This is a genomic window from Verrucomicrobiota bacterium (assembly GCA_016200005.1).
Taxonomy (GTDB): Bacteria; Verrucomicrobiota; Verrucomicrobiia; order Limisphaerales; family PALSA-1396; genus PALSA-1396.
The window spans coordinates 23,119-41,255 of record JACQFP010000034.1; the positions used below are offsets into that span (position 1 = coordinate 23,119).

Sequence of the window (18,137 nt, forward strand, 5' to 3'; positions counted from 1 at the left end):
CGCGGCATGAAAACGCTCCTCACTTTCTGGCGCTGGCTTCGTTCGCTCGGACAGAGGCGAGCGGTGAAGCAGGACATCGATGAGGAATTGCGCCTCCATCTGGAAATGCGCACGGCGGAAAACATCGCGGCGGGTATGGCGCCGGAGGAAGCTGCACGTGAAGCCCGCCGTCGCTTCGGCAACGTGCAAAGCATTCGTGAGAAATGCCGCGAAGTTCGCGGCGCGAGCTTTGGCGAGACGACATGGCAGGACGTCCGGTTCGGGTTGCGGATGCTGCTGAAGAATCCCGGCTTTGCGGTCGTGGGGGTGCTCACGCTCGCGCTCGGTATCGGAGTGAATACGGCGATCTTCAGTCTGGTCAACGCTGTGATGCTGCGGCCACCACCGTTTCCTCAACACGGGCGACTGGTGTTTTTGTCCGAGAAGTCGCAGCACATGGATGACATGTCTATTTCGTATCCCAATCTCCTGGATTGGCAGGAACAGAACCAGGTCTTTGCAGGAGTCGCTGGCTTTCGGGGTGAAGGATTCAACCTGACGGGCAAAGAGCGGCCAGAACGGGTGGAAGGTTATGCAGTTTCTGCCAGCTTCTTCTCCGTCATGCGCGTGGCGCCACTCCAAGGACGAGTGTTCAGTCCGGACGAGGACAAACCGGGTGCGAGCAAAGTCGTGGTGTTGAGCGAAGGACTTTGGCAACGGCGTTTTGGCAGTGACGCCTCCATATTGAATCAACCGATTAGCTTGAACGGCGGAAGTTATACGGTCATCGGAATCATGCCGCGCGCGTTTCAATTTCCGCGCACGGTCGAGCTCTGGACGCCTTTGGGACTGAATTACGCGCAGGAAAACTGGAAGCAACGCGGAAATCATCCGGGCATTTACGCCATTGCCCGAATGAAACCCAGCATCACTCTCGAACAAGCCACCGCAGAGATGCAAACGATCGCAGCGCGTCTCGCACAGCAATATCCCGACTCGAACACCGGAAATAGCGTTACGATCATGAGTCTGCGCGAACGAATGGTTCGCCAGGCGCGCCCGGCCTTGCTGCTGTTGCTTGGTTCGGTGTTGTTCGTCTTGCTCATTGCCTGCGCGAACCTGGCCAATCTCCTCTTGGCCCGGTCCGCTGCCCGTCAGAAGGAGTTCGCTATTCGCGCGGCTTTGGGTGCTGGGAAATTTCGGATTGCGCGACAGTTGTTGTCCGAAAGTCTGGTGCTGTCGTTGCTGGGTGGAATGTTCGGCCTGCTATTGGCGTCGTGGGGCATTCAACTGCTCAATCAGATCATTCCCGCAGAAATCAGAGAGGCGATCGTCATCAACCTGGACGGCAAAGTACTTGCGTTCACTTTAGGCGTTGCGCTTTTGAGCGGAATCGCTTTCGGTCTCGCTCCGGCCCTACAAGCCGCGCGACCAAACCTCACTGAGTCCCTGAAAGAAGGCGGGCTTGGCACTGGCGAAGGCCGAAGCCGTCACCGTTTCCGGAAGGCATTGGTGGTGTCGGAAATCAGCGCGGCTTTGGTTCTATTGATCGGGGCTTGCCTGCTGATCCGGAGCTTCGGTCGCGTGCAGGCGGTTTCTCCAGGCATAGACACAGAGAATGTTTCGGTGATGTATTTTTCTCTGCCGCAATACAGATACCGCGAGGAACATCAACAACAGACATTCTTCGACGAACTAATCCGCCGCACCGCAGCATTGCCGGGAGTGAACGCTGCGAGCATCACGACTACACCGTTGGGCCACTGGCAGACCGGTTACGAAGTTCACGGCCAGCCCAAGCCACCTCCGGGGCGGGGTCACCTCTGCGACATCGCAACCGTCAGTCCGGATTATTTCAAGGTGATGGGAATTCCGTTGCGACGCGGCCGCGGCTTTTCGGATGCGGACAACGAGCGCGGGCAGAAGGTGGTCATCATCGACGAAAAGTTCGCCAACAAATTTTGGCCAGACGCAGATCCGCTCGGACAGCAAATCCAATTGGGAGGAGACACGAACGAACTGCTTTCGATTGTGGGTGTCGTGGGTCACGTGAAGAACTACGGGGTGGACGCCGCTTCAAGGGAAGAAATCTATCTGCCGGTGAAACAACACTCGCAGGCTGCCATGAACCTGATGATTAAGACCGCACGCTCGATGCCAGAGCTCGCGGCCACTCTCCGCGGCGTGGTTCTGGCAATGGATCCTGACCAGCCTCTGACTTCGCTGCGAACCATGGAAAGCATTTTGGGCGAAAGCACGGCTCCGAGACGAATCACGATGTTGCTGCTCTCAGTTTTTTCGGGATTGGCAGTGGCGCTCGCCGTCGTGGGAATCTACGGCGTTATGGCTTATTCGATCAGCCAACGCACCCGCGAGATTGGCGTCCGAATGGCCCTCGGTGCCCGGGCGCAGGACGTGCTCAAGCTGATGCTCAAACAGGGCGGTCAACTCATCGTGATCGGAGTGTTGCTGGGATCGGCTGTCGCGCTTGGGCTGACGCGCTTCATGGGCCGACTGTTGTTTGAAGTCGAACCCACCGATCCGCTGACGTATTTGACAATGCCGTTGCTGCTGGCTGCCGTGGCGCTGTTGGCTTGTTACATTCCAGCCCGTCGCGCCGCGAAGGTTGATCCGATGGTGGCGTTGAGATACGAATGATTCTTTCAAACTTATGCAAACAACCATTCCATTAATTCAATTGAACAACATCGAGAAGGTCTTCCTCACCGACGAAGTGGAGACGCACGCGCTGTCCGGCGTCCAGCTTGAAATCCGCCACGGCGATTACGTCTCCATCTCCGGGCCGTCGGGTTGTGGCAAGTCCACGCTGCTTTCCATCCTCGGCTTGCTCGATTCGCCGACGAGCGGCAGCTATCAACTGCGCGGCGAGCCGGTGGAACATCTCGACCACGCTGCGCGTGCGCGCGTGCGTAATCGCGAGATCGGCTTCATCTTCCAAAGTTTCAATCTCATCGGCGACCTGAACGTCTGGGAAAACGTCGAGCTGCCGCTGACGTATCGTGGACTGACCGCGGCCGAGCGGCGCGAACGCGTGGACGAGGCGCTGGCGAAAGTTGGCATGACCGCGCGCGCGAAGCATTATCCGGCGCAGCTCTCCGGCGGTCAGCAACAACGCGTGGCCGTGGCGCGTGCGCTGGGCGGTCGTCCGTCCATCCTGCTTGCGGATGAACCGACCGGTAACCTCGACTCAAAAAACGGTGAAGCCGTCATGGCGTTGTTGCGCGAATTGCACGCCGAGGGCGCGACCGTCTGCCTCGTCACGCACGATGAGCGCTATGCCCGCGACGCGCAGCAGACCATTCATCTGTTCGACGGGAAGATTGTGAATGAGGAAGTGGGGGCAACGCGATGATCGACGCTTGCGAAAATGAATCGCATCACGGAATGAGAAATCCGAATGCCGAAATCCGAGATCCGAAAGAAGTCCGAAGCCCGAAATCCGAAGGGTGGGACGGGAAGCCGTTGGCCGTTTCGGGATTCGGAATTTGGATTTCTTTCGGATTTCGACCCTCGGATCTCGGATTTAGCAAAGTGAGCCTCCTCACGTTGGCTGCTACATAAGGATTGACCATGGACGTTCCCATTTCACCAGCCGTTCGGAAGCGACGCCAAACACGTCGTTGGTTCATCGGCTTGGCCGTCGGCCTTGTGCTGGCGCTGGTCACGCTCGGTTTATCACGACTTCAACCCGCCGCGCCGCTCGTTGAAAATGCGTTCACCGACACCGTCAAGCGCGGCGAGCTGCTCCGCCAGGTGCGCGGCAACGGTTCGCTCGTACCGGAGGAGATTCGCTGGATTCCGACCATCAACGCGGGCCGCGTCGAGAGCATTCTGGTGTTGCCCGGCGCGCGCGTCAAAGTGGACACCGTGCTCGTGGAGTTGGCCAACCCGGAAGCCGAGCAGGCAGGATTCGACGCCGCGTCGCAGGTCAAGGCCGCCGAAGCCGACATGGCTAATCTGCGCGTGCAATTGGATTCGCAAAAATTGACCCAGCAGGCTGCGGTGGCAAGCGCTCAGGCCAATTCCAGCGCCGCGAACCTTGACCTCGAAGTGAATGAGGACCTCGCCAGGAGCGGTCTGGTTCCGGCGCTAATCTTGAAACAGTCCAAGGCAAAGGCCGACGAGCTTGCCAAGCTCTTTGAGATTGAGCAGGAACGATTGAAGATGTGTGGCGAAGCCGCCAAGGCGCAGCTTGCCGCGCAGGAAGCGAAAGTCGCACAACTCCGTGGCCAGCGCGACTTGAAGCAACGTCAAGTGGACGGGCTTAAAATTCGCGCCGGCATGGACGGTGTTTTGCAACGGCTCGGCGACCTCACCAATCCGCTGCAGGTCGGCCAGCAAATGGCGGCGGGTGCGATCATTGCCCGTGTCGCCAACCCTGCGAAGTTGAAGGCCGCGATCAAAATCGCGGAAACACAGGCCAAGGATATTCAAATCGATCAATTGGCTGAGATCGACACGCGCAACGGCGTCATTCCCGGCCACGTCCTTCGCGTTGATCCAGCCGTTGAGAATGGCACGGTGACGGTGGATGTGGGTTTGGACGCGCCGCTGCCGAAAGGTGCGCGGCCCGATTTGAGCGTCGATGGGACCATTCAACTGGAGCGATTGAATGACGTGATGTATGTTGGAAGACCAGTGCAAGCTCCGCCGGACAGCACGGTGGGGTTGTTCAAGGTGGTGGAAGGCGGCAAAGCGGCGATCCGGGTGTCGGTGAAGCTGGGCCGTGGTTCGGTGAGCGCCATTGAAATCGCACAAGGATTACAAGTCGGCGATCAAGTAATCCTGTCCGACATGTCGCAGTGGGACCGGTTCGAGCGCGTGCGGTTGAAGTGAGACTATGTTGACGGTGGCGGTGGCAGTCGAGGAGTTGATCGCGTGGGCATCGCAAACTTACAACACATCAATCGAATGGCTCGTCATCCAGATGGCAAGCTGCTGGAATCGAGCCTTCAACGTGGTCGTCAACTGCTCGAAGAAGCGCCGATTCTCGGGAGTGTCCTCAACATCTAGCCCGACTTGGCGGATTCGAGGGAGTAAAATGCGCAAGTGCTTGAAAGTCAGCGCACGCATTTCCTAGGTCTTCACTACAGACCCGGTTTGGCCAGGGGGTTGGGAGCGGTGATTTTGGGCGGCGGTTGGGGCGGTAACTCCAGCTTCAATCTTTGCAGGAGTAGTTGCACGTCAGTCTCCGGTTGCGTGTAACGACTCAAGACCACCGTGCGCTCATCGGTCGTGGGCAGATGCACGTCGAGCATTTGCATCGTGGCAAGCTTTTCCAGCACGGCGCGCGGCGTCAGTCCGGGCGCCAGGTCGCGCAAACGGCGGCGCAAGGTGACATGCAAACAGTAAGCCAGAAAGGAAATGAAAATGTGCGCTTCGATCCGGTGCTCCAGTTGATGATGAATGGGACGCAGGGCCAGGTCGTCTTTGAGATTTTTGAAGGCGGCTTCCACCTCGGTGAGCTGGATGTAAAACTGCCATAGTTCTTCGGCGGAACGTCCGCGGGTGATATTGCTGCGCAACAAATAGCGGCCTTCTCGTTGGCGCGCCGGCCGCAGTTGGTCTTTGCGCAGGGGGAAGGAAAGCTGCGCCGCTCCGGCGGCCACGGCCGTCTGGATCAAACGCGCGCCCACCGGATAATCGTGCAGCGCGGCGCCCAGTTTCTTGAGCCACTCATCGCGCTGGAGTTTCATCTTCTGCAATTGGTGGAGCCGTTGCCAGAGTCCCTTGAGTTGGCGGCGGCGCATGGCCCGTTCTTTGTTCACCCGGTCTTGGCTCTGGGCCAGCACATACAACTCCTGACCTTCGACCAGCAGTTTGACGGACATCCCAGCGCGTGCCCTTGCGGCTGGGCGGCAGGCGCGCGGCCCAAAACCGATCCAGCCCCACTTGCTCCCAAAGTTGGCCGGCCAGCCAGCACGCGCCCCACTGCCGGGGCCGATGCAGCGAGAGTTGGCTCAGCCGAATCCGCACGATGTCGGGATCGGCCACCGCGCCGATCCGATCCTCGGGAAACAACGCCACCGTGCGCGACCGGGCCTGACCCTCCTCGAAAATCTCGATGGTCTTGCGCCAGGCCACTTGCTGACGGTCGTTGATCTCCCCCAGGTAAAGTGCGTGCCGCTGAACCACGCGACCGCCGGCCAGCCGCCGGTTTTCCACCAGACTGTAGTAGCGATGTTCCTTGCCGTTTTTCTTTCGCGTCGTGTAGCGCAAAAACATAACGGCGGTTGATTATGCACACTTCCTTGGGCATGGGAATAGGGTAGGTCTTCACTACAGGCAGTTTGGTCCTTTCGGAGACTGGCCTCCTCAGCAAATCAAGCCCTTGTGTCACGAAAAAAGTTGCACCGCAGGTTGAATCCGCCAAGTCGGGCTAATGTTGATCTGCGCAGATTCGACAAGGCCTGTTCTCAAATGTTGATGACACAGGAAATCCGTGTTCATCGGTGTTCATCCGTGGTTGAATCCCTTCTATGAATTCGAAGTTCATGCGCGAAGCCATCCGCATCTCGCTCGAAAAGATGCGACGCAATCACGGCGGGCCTTTCGGCGCGGTCGTGGTGAGAAAAAACAACATCGTCGGGCGCGGCTGGAATCGTGTCACCTCGACGAATGATCCCACTGCCCATGCCGAGATCGTGGCGATCCGCGACGCTTGCCGTCGGTTGAAAACGTTTCACCTCAACGATTGCGAACTCTACACCAGTTGCGAGCCATGCCCGATGTGTCTCTCCGCGATTTACTGGGCGCGCATCCGGAACGTTTACTATGCCAATACGCGCAGGGACGCGGCCAAGATCGAGTTCGCCGATGATTTTCTTTATCGTGAAATCGTCCAACCAGTTTCACGTCGAAAGATTCCGATGAAACAACTGCTGCGAGGGAAGGCGATGAAGGTTTTTGCCGAGTGGAGCGCCAAGGCGGACAAGATTCGGTATTGACGAACTTGGTCTGGTGCTGCGGCGTTCAGCTTCGGGCATGGCTGAAAATGCGCGTCACCTCGGCTTCCGCTCGTGCCTCCGTCCAGTCGGGATGCTGCGACTTGAGCCACGCCGATTTCATTCGCCGCGCGGTCCAGTAAAGCCCTTCCGCCCGTGCAAGGCGACGCTCCGGCGTCATCCGCCGCTAAATGGCGATCTGTTCTGGGCTGTTCATCCGCAAGCTTGACTGGACTGTGCGCCGGAAGACCGGGACAGGCAAGTTCATTGGCGGTTTCAACCACTATTTCAAAACAAACACCCCAATCGAAATACTCCACGTGCAATTACCCGGGGCTCAGATTCGGGTGCGTTCGGGGATGTCGCGAAGAACACCACAATCCAATCGGCTGTGGATGAATACCCCTGATACTGCCAATACACGAACTTACCCTTTCGAGGTAATTGCTCCTCTATTTCGTGGAACTCCTGCGGCAGCTTGCGAGACGAAGAAACGCCTTTGTACATATCTCGGATACGTTTGAGGAACTGTCGCCGAGTTTCGGTATGTGACCATCCCTCCCTGCCCATGATCGCAGTCACTTCAGACAACGTCTGCCCGAGCTGAATAGACTTAGCAATGTTTGGGTCGCGGCGAAGCGGTAGCGTGCCTTCTGGCCAGCCATCCGGATAAGGTCGGAAATCGCCTGCTGCTTCGGCACGTTTAGCAGCTTCGTGTAATTGCCGCTGTCTATCTGCCAAAAATGGAAGCGGAGATTCATCTTTTGCTGAAGACTCCTTGCGCGGTGATGCACACCCCATCAGAAGAACCGTCAACGCTAATGACGCGAAGGCTCTCATGGTTTCGCCGAAATATCCAGCATCCGCTCAATCGGCAACCGCGCGCGCTTCAAAACTTCTTCTGGCAATTCGATGCGCGGTTGCAGTCTGGCCATGCAGTCGCGCACTTTCTGAAGCGTATTCATCTTCATGTATTTGCACTCGCTGCAACGACAGTTGTCCGTCGGCATCTTCATCACGTCGAACACGGGCGCGCAGAACAATTCCTTGTCCGGCGCTTCCTTCTTCATCCGGTGGATGATGCCGGATTCAGTCACCACCACGAACCGTTTCGCCGGATTGGTCTTGACGTAGTTCACCATCTTTTCCGTTGAGCAAATCGCGTCTGCCAGATCGCGCACTTCGCGAAGACTTTCCGGATGAACCACAATCTTTGCGTCCGGATACTTCTCGCGCATTCGCAGGACAGCATCGCGACGAAACTCGACGTGCGCGTAACAATTGCCGCGCCACAGCGTCATGGGGCGACCGGTCTGTTCCATCACCCATGCGCCCAGGTTTTCGTCGGGCACAAAGAGCAGGTCTTTGTCCTTGGGCGACGCCTCGACGATTTTGACGGCGTTGCCGCTGGTGCAGATCACGTCGCTGAGCGCCTTCACGTCCGCGCTGCAATTGATGTAGGCGATGGTGTAGAAGTTTGGATTGGTCTTTTGAAATTCGCGCAGCTTGTCGGCGGGGCAGCTTTCTTCCAGCGAGCATCCGGCGTCCTTGTCCGGCAGCACGACGATTTTGTTGGGGTTCAAAATCTTCGCCGTCTCGGCCATGAAATGCACGCCGCAGAACACGATGACATCGGCGCTGGTCTTGGCTGCCTGTTGGGAGAGACCGAGCGAATCGCCCACGTAATCCGCCACTTCTTGAATCTCCGGCACCTGGTAATTATGCGCGAGGATGACTGCATTGAGCTGCTTCTTGAGCGTGAAGATCTCGCGCGCCAGCGGATCGAATTGCCCCTTCGGCATCGGCTTGCGCACTTCGAGTCCGCTTAAACCACGCGGTTGAATGTCAGTTGCGTCAATCACAAGGAGAAGTTACAGCCGTGAATTCAGACCGTCAACGTGCGCGTTGGAGTTCAAGCTTGAGCATGTTTCCTTGGCACGCGTTGGATTGAAGCTCAGAACAAGCTAAATCTTGAACACCAACTCAGCGCGCACCTGCCTCTACCTCACTCGCGATGCCGCGCCAGAAAGCCCGGTTCTTTACCGGCCAGATCGGCGCGGCGTTGTTTGGCCAGCAGCGCGCCGTACACCCGCACATCTCTGACAAGCATGGCCAGACGCTTTTTCAATGCGGTGCTGACTGGTTTGCCACCTTTGACATCCTCGCCTTCCACGAAGGAAACACCGTAGGGCAATGACCAGGCATAACACTGCCGCGCCACGGTGCGAAGTTGATCGGTGACAGTGAGACCTTTTTCGTGCGAAGCGACAATGGTGGCGAAGAGTTTGCCGGCGAATTCATGCCAGAAATGGTCGAGGAAATTCTTCATCGCGCTGCTGATGCTCCCGTGGTAATCGGGCGTCCCCAGCAGAATGACATCCGCACGTTCCACGCGCGCCTGCAACGCTGCGTAGTGCGGCGTGTCATGAGCCGTGTCAGGATTGTAAAGAGCGAGCGGTTCTTTTTCCAGATCGAGCACGTCCACCGAACAACCGTCCTCCTGAAGTTGTTTGGCGACATGAAGGATGACTGTTCGTGTCACCGAGTCGCGATGCAGACTGCCGATGACGGCAAGAATTTTCAGAGCGGCATTGGCCATGGAAGGAGTGTAACAATCGCCAATGACGAATGTCGAATGTCGAATCAGAGCGTCAAGAGCTGCTGAGCCAAAAGATCATTCCGCGAGGCCGCTGGCTTGAAGCACGCGCACCAGTCCATACGCGATGGCGCCGCTGACGGGAATCGTCCAGACCCACGCCCAGACCATGCGTTCGACGACCGTCCACTTGATGGCATTGAAACGCTTGGCGGCGCCAACGCCCATGATGGCGGCGGAAATATTATGTGTGGTGGATACCGGGATGCCGAGGTGCGTCGCGAGGAAAATGACAGTGGCAGAACTGGCTTCGGCGGCAAAGCCATTGATCGGTTGCAGTTTCACCATCTTGTGGCCGAGCGTCCGAATGATGCGCCAGCCGCCGACCGCGGTTCCCGCCGCCATCACGAGCGCACAGGTGACTTTGATCCAGAGCGCGATATCCATGTCTTTGCCCGGAGGCGGTTCGGGGGTGTGCAGAAATGACAACCATCCCGGCAGGTTTTCGAGGTGTCCAGCCTTGGTGCCGGCGAGCAACACCAGCGCGATGATGCCCATCGTTTTTTGGGCGTCGTTGGTGCCGTGCATGAAGCCCATGGCGCCGGCGCTGAAGATTTGGGCCTTGCCAAAAAACCGATTGACCGAGAGCGGCCGCATTTTGTGCAAGGCCAGATAGAGGAGCGCCATGATGCTGAAGCCCAGGATCAGCCCGGCCATCGGCGAGGTGACCATCGGCGCGATTACTTTCCACAAGAGTCCCTTGCCCAGATACCAGTGTTCACTGTTTGGCTGTGACCAGATGATCACACTCCAATTATTGTGAGATGCCGCCAGCGCCGCGCCGCACAAACCGCCGATCAGCGCATGGCTCGAACTCGAAGGCAACCCAAACCACCAGGTCAGCAGATTCCAGACAATCGCTCCAAGCAGCGCGCAAATGATGATGCCGGAAGTGATCGTCACCATTTTGGAGTCCACCAAGCCGGAGGATATTGTTTTGGCGACGGCGGTGCCCCACATCGCGCCGACCAGATTGGTGACCGCGGCCAACACGACGGCCTGGCGCGGGGTCAACACCTTGGTGGAAACGACGGTGGCGATGGAATTGGCGGTGTCGTGAAAGCCATTGATGTATTCGAAGACCAAGGCCACCAGGATCACGGTCACGATGAGCGTCATGGCGCGTTACGAATTCTTCAACACGATGTGGGAAATGACATTGCCCGCGTCACGGCAACGGTCGATGACTTTTTCCAGCAGTTCGTAGAGGTCTTTGAGCACGATGACCTTCACCGGATCATGCTGGCCGTTGAAGAGGGCACGCAACAACTCCATGATGGCCTTGTCCGCTTCGCCTTCCAGATGTTGCAGCTTGTCATTGAGCGATTTTATTTTTTCGAGATTGGCGCCCTTGCGCAGGTCTTTCACCATCGCGAGCACCGTGACGGTTGCTTCTTCAAGCAGGTTGATCTGCTTGGAAAAATCCACGCCGCGCACCAGTTGCGGCGAGAGCAGCATTCGTTCCCCAAACTTTTCCACCGTCTTTGGAATTTTATAGAGCGCGTTGGAAAGCGCCTCGATGTCTTCGCGTTCCAGGGCGGTGACGAAGGTCGTGTACACAGCCTCGCTGATCTGCCCGGTGATCTGTTTGTCCTTGCGCCGCGACTGCACGAATTCATCCAGCGAGGCGGTGTGTTCGGGGCTTTTGCATAACTTGATCAACGCCTGGACAGCGTTTTGCGCTTCCTGGGCGCTGGCCTCCAAAAGGTTGAAAAACTTGTCTTCCTTTCCAAGAAGTCTTTGCAATGAGAACATAATGTCGCCAGTTGTCACACAACCCGAAAAAAAGCGCACGAAAAATTTCTGACGGGTTTCCGGGAGCGATGTGCTGATTAACCGCCCACTCCTTCCGGAATTTCGTCAACCCCTCAACCCGGCATGCGCCAGAATAAATTGCTTGGTCGGCCAACTCACCGCCGATATATTTTCGCCCATGAATCATGTGGGCATAGGGTACGACGTTCATCCGCTGGTTGCCGGACGCAAATTGATTTTGGGCGGCGTCGAGATCCCTCACCCCAAAGGTCTGGAGGGGCATTCGGACGCCGATGTGTTGATGCACGCGGTGTGCGATGCGATCCTCGGCGCGCTGGGCGAACTGGACATCGGGCACTTCTTCCCCAACACCGACCCGCGCTGGCGGGGCGCATCAAGCAAAGTCTTTTTGCAGGAGGCCGCGCGACAAGTGACGTTGCGCAAGGGGAAGATCGTCAATGTTGACGCCACGATTATTGCTCAACAGCCCAAGGTGTATCATCACATCCAGGAAATGAAGGTGAACATCTCCGCCGCACTGGGGATCGACGCCAGCGCAGTGGGCATCAAAGCCACCACCAACGAGCACCTGGGTTTCATCGGTCGCGAGGAAGGAATCGCCGCGATGGCCGTGGCCAGCGTGGATTTACCGTAAACCAAGATGGCAAAGGCGGAAATCAGTTGGAAGCGGCGGGCCGAAACGGGCGAGCGGTTGGAGGTTTATGCGCACCATGTGGGAAATCGTTGGATTTTTTACGCGCGTGAGCGACGTTTGGGCCAATGGCAGATTGTGGCCAACCCGCCGCTGGAGGACTGGCTGGAATTGCTGGATGCCATCCGGCGTCGCATCAATCGCCGGTTGTTGCGACCGGAAGAAGAAGCGCGCGTAAAGAAAACCATCATAGAACGCTTTCCCGAAGCAAAAGTATGAAATCCTCTCCGCTGATTCTGATTTCACCCAGCACGGAATCCAAGGGCGCGGAATTCGGAGACACCTCGATCAGCCTGTCCGAAACATATTTGCACGCCATCATGGCGGCGGATGCCGTTCCGGTGGTGCTGCCTTGCACGACCTCGCGCACCGTCATCGCTGAATGTGTGAGGCGTTGCGACGGCGTCATGCTCACGGGCGGCGATGACCTCAGCCCGCAACTTTACACGAGCCGTTTGACCCCGGCGTTGCGCAAGACCACGTTGCCAAACGATCCGGAGCGCGACTTGCGGGAGTTGTTGTTGATTGACGAAGTGTTTCGCCAGCGCAAACCGCTGCTGGCGATTTGCCGGGGCCACCAGATGTTGAACGTGGCGCTGGGGGGGACACTCGTGGTGGACATCCGGCGGCAACTGCCCGACGCCATCAATCATCGCCGCATGGACAAACGAAATGAAGTAGTGCACGAAGCGCGATTGACAGATGATTCGTTGCTGGCCAAGATAACCGGCAGACGGACGTTGGGCGTCAATAGCACGCATCATCAGGCGGTTGCGCGGGTGGCCAGACCGCTGCGAGTGACGGCCAGCAGTGCCGATGGTGTGGTCGAGGGAATGGAACTGAAGCCGGAAGCGGCGGGCTTGTTGCCGTTCCTGATGGCCGTGCAATTTCATCCGGAACGCCTGGTGACGCGCCATCCGGAACATCAGACCATATTTTCCAGTTTCACCCTGGCCTGTGATTTGAATCGGAAAAAAAGCTTATGAAGGCGAAAATACTCGTGGTGGATGACGCGGCGGAAATCCGCGAACTCCTGGTTTTCATCCTGGAAGGCGCCAACTACCAGGTCTCCCTGGCCGAAGACGGCGCCGCCGTGATGAAGGCGTTCACGCAGCCCCAACCGGACATTGTCATCCTGGACCTGAATCTGCCGGATGCCAATGGATTGGATTTGCTTCCGCAAATCAAAAAGGAATGGCCGGAGACGCAGGTCATCGTTTTGACGGGCAATGCGACTTATGATGCGGCGGTCGAGGCAACCAAACGCGGCGCGTTTCATTTTCTGAACAAACCGTTCGACCGGGAGACGTTGTTGGTCACTGCCCAGCGCGCCCTCGAGCATAAACAACTGAACGAAGAAGCCGGCGCTTTGCGCAAAGCGCTTTCCGCCATGAGCGGCGGCGGGGCGCCCATTTTCCAGAGTCCGGCCATGAAGACGGTGGTGCGCACGGTGGAACGAGTGGCCACGGCGGACGTTTCTGTTTTGATCACCGGCGAAAGCGGCACCGGCAAGGAAATCATTTCCGACCTGATTCATTACATGAGTTCGCGCTCCAAGGGGCCATTGATCAAAATAAACTGCGCGGCGCTGCCCCGGGAACTCATCGAAAGCGAATTATTCGGTTCGGTCAAAGGCGCATTCACCGGCGCTCACACGGACCGCGACGGATTGTTCCGGCTGGCGGAAAACGGCACCTTGCTGCTGGATGAACTCTCGGAAATGCCGGTGGACACCCAAAGCAAATTGTTGCGTGTCTTGCAGGACCAGGAGGTCCGGCCGGTCGGCGGTAAAACCAGTTACAAAACCAACTGCCGCATCATCGCAGCCACGAACCGCAAGGTGGAAGACGCCATCAAGGAGGGCAAGTTGCGCGAGGATTTGTATTACCGCATCAGCGCCATCTCCGTGCATCTGCCGCCCCTGCGCGAGCGGGTCGAAGACATCATGCCCCTGGCCAATTCATTTTTGAAACGCTTCGCCGCGCAAGCCAATCGGAACCTCAGCGGGTTTACCCCGGCGGCGGTGGACCGGTTGCGCGCCTTCGACTGGCCGGGCAACGTGCGCCAGTTACAGAATGAAGTGCAGCGCGCCGTGTTGCTGTGCGAGGGCAACACCGTCGATGCGCCCGATTTGTCCATCACCACGGCAAAGAGCGGCGCGGGCGTGACCGCCGGGATGGTGGGCGCGACCGATACCGCTGCAATCAGCGACACGAGCTTCACGTTGCTGGAAGGTGTCGAGCGCAACGCCATCGTCCAGATGCTCAAGGAGACCGGCGGCAACAAACTCGAAACCGCCAAACGCCTCGGCATCGGCCGCCAGACCCTCTACAACAAGATCAAGGCCTACGGGATCGACGTGTAGCAGGTAGCCGTGGACGTCCGTCCGCGCCAATCTCTCCGCGAACGGTTCACCCGAAGTTAGCCCGTCCATTCCTCGCGACAATTTGCGCCGACTCACGTCAGCGGCTACTTCGGCGTAGCCGCGAACGTCAGTTCGCGCTAATCTCGTCCCACGCACGCCAGTCCGTTGCCACCGAATTCCCACGCCCCCAAACCTCGTTCCTCGTTCTCGCATTATCTGCCGCGCTTGAAACGCGAGTTCTATCAAGCCGATGCCGTTGTGTTCTGGACCATGCCTGTTTCCCAGCGTGCGCAGGGCTGGCTGACCGACCGTTTTCATGACATTTTCCGCGAGATGCTGCTGCACGCGGCGGCACGCGAAGGTCTGCTTTGCCCGGCCTACTGCCTCATGCCCGACCACGTCCATCTTGTCTGGATGGGCCTGCGTCGTGGGACCGACCAGCGCAATGGGATGAAATCTCTCCGCGCGCAACTCGGTCCGTTCCTCAAACCGGCGAAGTTCCAGCATCAGCCGCACGACCATGTGCTCACCCCGGAGGAGCGGCAACGTCACGCCTTTGGAGTCGCCTGCGCGGATTACGTCTTGCTCAATCCACTGAAAGCCGGGCTGGTGAAATCGTCAACGGACTGGCCGTATCTCGGCGCGCTGATTCCGGGCTATCCGCGACTGAACCCGTTCGATGCCGGGTATTGGACATGGTTTTGGAAACACCACTTCGCCGTGCGCGAACCGGGCATCCAGCAGCGCGTTCTGCCGCCGCGTGAGATGGAATGACGACCGTAGCCGTGGACGTCAGTCCGCGCTGATCTCTTCGCGAACAGACCTTGCGAATCGGGTAAACTTTCGTGATCGGGAAGTTTGCGCCGACTCACGTCGAGCGGCTACCCAATCGTCGTAGCCGTGGACGTCAGTCCGCGCTGATGTCCTGAAAGAAGAACGGCGCCGACTGACGTCGGCGGCTACGGGGAGTTTTTCAAATATCTCTCAATCCCGTCCCGAAAAAGAATCGGTTTAAGACCAAATAACTCATTCGCCGGTTGCGGATTTCCTATGTTGTCCTCCTGCAACATGACAAGCTGATCACGATTGAACGGCGGCGGTTTCCCCAGCAGTCGCGCGAAAATAAACTCAAGCATCGCCGCCTGATAACGCGCCACTTTCATTGGCATGTGTAATTTCAGACGCATCCGTCCCGTCACCGAAAGAATCTGATCCAGGATTTCTTCGAGCGTGAGCACTTCGCTACCGCACAAATCGAACGTCTGGCCATCGGACTTTGGTTCGGTGAGCGCCTTGACAAAGCAAGTCGCCACGTCCGCAACAGTAACCGGTCGAAATTTGCTCTGTCCGCTGCCCATCACCGGCACCACCGGTAAAAATCGGCTCATCCTTGCGAACAGGTTTACGAATTGGTCGTCCGGACCGTAAATGATCGAAGGTCGGAAGATGGTGAAGTTGATTCTGCTGCCACGAACGATTTCCTCCGCCGACCACTTCGATTGGTGGTAACGCGATAGGGCATTGGCACGCGTGCCGAGAGCGCTCATGTGCAGCAAGCGTTTCACTCCAGCTTGTCGGGCCGCGGCCACAACGTTCTGCGTGCCGCAAGTGTGGACGTTTTCAAAAGTGTTTTCGCCCACCTCGCTGATGATGCCGACAAGATGAATTACCGCGTCGCAACCGGTCATTGCGCCAGCCATTGACGGCGCATGAAGGACGTCGCCCGGATGAACTTCAATTAGCTGGTCTGCCTCAGCTTCGTGCACGCGCAGCGACCGACGGTTGCGGGCCAGGACGCGCACCGAATACCCCGCCGCGTGCAGTTGCCGCAGGATTTCCCGTCCTACAAAGCCCGTTGCGCCTGTGACAAAGACCTTCATAACACCCAAAAGAAGTGTTGAAGTGTTGGAGTATTGGAGTGATGCGACCAGGTTTCCACTACTCCATTACTCCATTACTCCAACTTTCCCAATTCCTCCCGCACCAGCGCCACCAGCGGTTTCATGGTCTTCCCGTTGAATTCAAACCGGCAACCCGCCGCGGCAAATAATTCCGGCAACCGCCGCGAACCGCCCAACGCGAGCGCCTGCTTGTATTCCTGCAAGGCTTTGGCCCTGTCCCGCCGGGAGTTTCCCCAGACCTGCAATGCGCCGAGTTGAGCGATGCCGTATTCCACGTAGTAAAACGGATGCAGAAAGATGTGCAACTGGCGATGCCAGAGATTCGCCCGCGCCTTTTCGTGACCCGTCCAATCCACCTCTCCGCCGAAGCGATCCATCAACGCCAGCCAGGCTCTCCGCCTTTCCGTCCGAGAATGATGCGGGTGCGCATAAATCCAGTGTTGAAAGGCATCGACAGTGGCGATCCACGGAAAGATTTCCACAATCCCTTCCAGATGATCGCGGCGCGCCCGTTTCGCGTCGGGTGGAGAATAAAATTCTTCGATGAATTCGTTGCCCAGCAATTCCATGCTCATGGACGCCACTTCGCAAAACTCGATCGGCGCGTGGCGATAAGCGTGCAAGTTCTCGTCCCGCGTCGCGAGCGCATGAAACGCATGACCCGCCTCGTGCAAAATCGTCTCCACATCACGCTGCACGCCGATGGCGTTCATGAAGATGAACGGCAGCCGCGCTTCCGATAAAGTGGATTGATAGCCCCCTGGCGCTTTGCCTTTGCGATTGTCAAGGTCGAGCAGCCGCAGGTCGTTCATCTGTTTGAAACCGGACGCGAGTTCCGTGTCGATTTGATCAAAAATCTTCTGCGTCGCGGAGACCATCTTCCCCACCTTGTCGAATGGGCACAGCGGCGGACGGTTCAACGGGTCCACCGCCAGATCCCACGGGCGCAGTTTGTCCAGCTTCAATTTCTTTCGACGTTCGGCTTGCAGTTCGCGCACGATGGGCACCACCTCGTGCTCGATGGCGTCGTGGAATTTCAAACAATCGTCCGGCGTGTAATCAAACCGGCGGTTGAGGCGGAAGGCATAATCGCGGTAATTCCTGAAGCCGGCGTTCTTCGCGATGCGTTCGCGCAACGCGACAAGTTGGTCGAAGATGGTCTCGAACTTTTCTGCTTCCCGCAGCCGCCGGTTGACCACGAGTTCCCAGGCCTCCTTTCGCAACGCGCGGTCCGGTTCCTCGAGGTAACGGCTCATTTGCACCAAGGTTTTTTCCTCGCCGCGAAACCGCACGGTCAACGAGCCGGTCAGTTTCTGATACTGCTGGCCAAGTTTCGCTTCCTCGGTTTCCAACGGCACATTTTCCGCCCGGTAAAGTTCAACGTGGACAGCGGTGTTACGATCGAAAACTTCATATCGCCGCTTCGGCAACTGCCGACGCAATGGATGCGCGAGAAATATCTGCGCGAGCTTGAACTGTCGCGGCTTGAGCTGCGGTTCGATCTGTTCGACGAAATGCAAATATGCCTTCTCGGCCTCGGCGTGGTCCGTGTGACAGGTCATCGCGATGTAGCGGCGCGACGATTCCTCATCCAGCGCCGCCGTCAACTCGCTCCCATCGAGCAGCCAGCCTTCGAACTCCGTCACGGATTTGCATTGCGCAGCGAGCGCTTCGAGCCGGTCGAACAACGGCGCGAGTTGAGACCATTCGCCCAAATCAACCTTGGCGGGAACGAAGCGGCGCGGCGAATGGGCGGGCAACTGTCCGAATGGTAATAAACTCATGTCCGAAGGATACTGAGAAA

The 18,137-nt window shown here is 57.8% G+C and carries 16 protein-coding genes and 1 pseudogene; 9 read left to right on the plus strand and 8 right to left on the minus strand.

Annotated features, from left to right (window positions below):
* Positions 1-6: 6 nt before the first annotated feature.
* From HY298_12805 to HY298_12815, 3 genes are all read left to right on the plus strand, one after another.
* On the plus strand, positions 7-2,637 hold the full coding sequence (locus HY298_12805; GenBank protein MBI3851136.1) for an ABC transporter permease: 2,631 nt from the start codon (positions 7-9) through the stop codon (positions 2,635-2,637).
* Between the two features lie 13 nt (positions 2,638-2,650).
* Positions 2,651-3,352 carry an ABC transporter ATP-binding protein gene (locus HY298_12810; protein ID MBI3851137.1) on the plus strand — a complete coding sequence of 234 codons (702 nt, stop codon included), beginning with the start codon at positions 2,651-2,653 and terminating at the stop codon, positions 3,350-3,352.
* Positions 3,353-3,570: 218 nt separating this feature from the next.
* Positions 3,571-4,836, plus strand: a complete 1,266-nt coding sequence (locus HY298_12815; GenBank protein ID MBI3851138.1) for an HlyD family efflux transporter periplasmic adaptor subunit — start codon at positions 3,571-3,573, stop codon at positions 4,834-4,836.
* A gap of 251 nt (positions 4,837-5,087) precedes the next feature.
* Here the strand turns inward: HY298_12815 and HY298_12820 are convergent.
* Positions 5,088-6,225: pseudogene (locus HY298_12820) on the minus strand (hypothetical protein).
* Positions 6,226-6,479: 254 nt separating this feature from the next.
* Here HY298_12820 and HY298_12825 point away from each other — a divergent pair.
* Positions 6,480-6,947 (plus strand): nucleoside deaminase, encoded by a 468-nt coding sequence (locus HY298_12825; protein MBI3851139.1) that lies wholly within the window; start codon positions 6,480-6,482, stop codon positions 6,945-6,947.
* 285 nt (positions 6,948-7,232) lie between these two features.
* Here the strand turns inward: HY298_12825 and HY298_12830 are convergent, their stop codons facing one another.
* From HY298_12830 to HY298_12850, 5 genes are all read right to left on the minus strand, one after another.
* The gene (locus HY298_12830) at positions 7,233-7,784 is read right to left on the minus strand and encodes a hypothetical protein (GenBank protein ID MBI3851140.1); all 552 of its coding nucleotides are present in this window, start codon (positions 7,782-7,784) and stop codon (positions 7,233-7,235) included.
* Positions 7,781-8,746 (minus strand): quinolinate synthase NadA, encoded by a 966-nt coding sequence (nadA, locus tag HY298_12835; GenBank protein ID MBI3851141.1) that lies wholly within the window; start codon positions 8,744-8,746, stop codon positions 7,781-7,783. Before nadA ends, HY298_12830 begins: the two co-directional genes overlap by 4 nt.
* A 203-nt stretch (positions 8,747-8,949) precedes the next feature.
* Positions 8,950-9,543, minus strand: coding sequence for an NAD(P)H-dependent oxidoreductase (locus HY298_12840; protein MBI3851142.1), 594 nt, complete (start codon positions 9,541-9,543; stop codon positions 8,950-8,952).
* A gap of 75 nt (positions 9,544-9,618) precedes the next feature.
* Positions 9,619-10,719 (minus strand): inorganic phosphate transporter, encoded by a 1,101-nt coding sequence (locus HY298_12845; protein MBI3851143.1) that lies wholly within the window; start codon positions 10,717-10,719, stop codon positions 9,619-9,621.
* A gap of 6 nt (positions 10,720-10,725) precedes the next feature.
* Positions 10,726-11,355 (minus strand): DUF47 family protein, encoded by a 630-nt coding sequence (locus HY298_12850; protein ID MBI3851144.1) that lies wholly within the window; start codon positions 11,353-11,355, stop codon positions 10,726-10,728.
* A gap of 178 nt (positions 11,356-11,533) precedes the next feature.
* On the opposite strand from HY298_12850, the gene HY298_12855 reads away from it, so the two are divergent.
* The 5 genes from HY298_12855 to HY298_12875 all read left to right on the plus strand — a co-directional run bounded on the left by HY298_12855 (position 11,534) and on the right by HY298_12875 (position 15,206).
* Positions 11,534-12,010: a 2-C-methyl-D-erythritol 2,4-cyclodiphosphate synthase gene (locus tag HY298_12855; GenBank protein ID MBI3851145.1), complete on the plus strand. Its 477-nt coding sequence runs from the start codon at positions 11,534-11,536 to the stop codon at positions 12,008-12,010.
* A 6-nt stretch (positions 12,011-12,016) separates the two neighbouring features.
* The gene (locus HY298_12860) at positions 12,017-12,286 is read left to right on the plus strand and encodes a hypothetical protein (protein MBI3851146.1); all 270 of its coding nucleotides are present in this window, start codon (positions 12,017-12,019) and stop codon (positions 12,284-12,286) included.
* Positions 12,283-13,053, plus strand: coding sequence for a gamma-glutamyl-gamma-aminobutyrate hydrolase family protein (locus tag HY298_12865; GenBank protein MBI3851147.1), 771 nt, complete (start codon positions 12,283-12,285; stop codon positions 13,051-13,053). Before HY298_12860 ends, HY298_12865 begins: the two co-directional genes overlap by 4 nt.
* Positions 13,050-14,432 carry a sigma-54-dependent Fis family transcriptional regulator gene (locus HY298_12870; GenBank protein MBI3851148.1) on the plus strand — a complete coding sequence of 461 codons (1,383 nt, stop codon included), beginning with the start codon at positions 13,050-13,052 and terminating at the stop codon, positions 14,430-14,432. Before HY298_12865 ends, HY298_12870 begins: the two co-directional genes overlap by 4 nt.
* Positions 14,433-14,597: 165 nt before the next feature.
* Entirely contained in the window at positions 14,598-15,206 is a 609-nt protein-coding gene (locus HY298_12875) for a hypothetical protein (GenBank protein ID MBI3851149.1), read from the plus strand.
* A 185-nt stretch (positions 15,207-15,391) separates the two neighbouring features.
* On the opposite strand, the gene HY298_12880 is transcribed toward HY298_12875, so the two are convergent.
* Entirely contained in the window at positions 15,392-16,312 is a 921-nt protein-coding gene (locus HY298_12880) for a complex I NDUFA9 subunit family protein (protein MBI3851150.1), read from the minus strand.
* A 74-nt stretch (positions 16,313-16,386) separates the two neighbouring features.
* Positions 16,387-18,117, minus strand: a complete 1,731-nt coding sequence (locus HY298_12885) for a M3 family oligoendopeptidase (GenBank protein ID MBI3851151.1) — start codon at positions 18,115-18,117, stop codon at positions 16,387-16,389.
* Positions 18,118-18,137 lie beyond the last annotated feature (20 nt).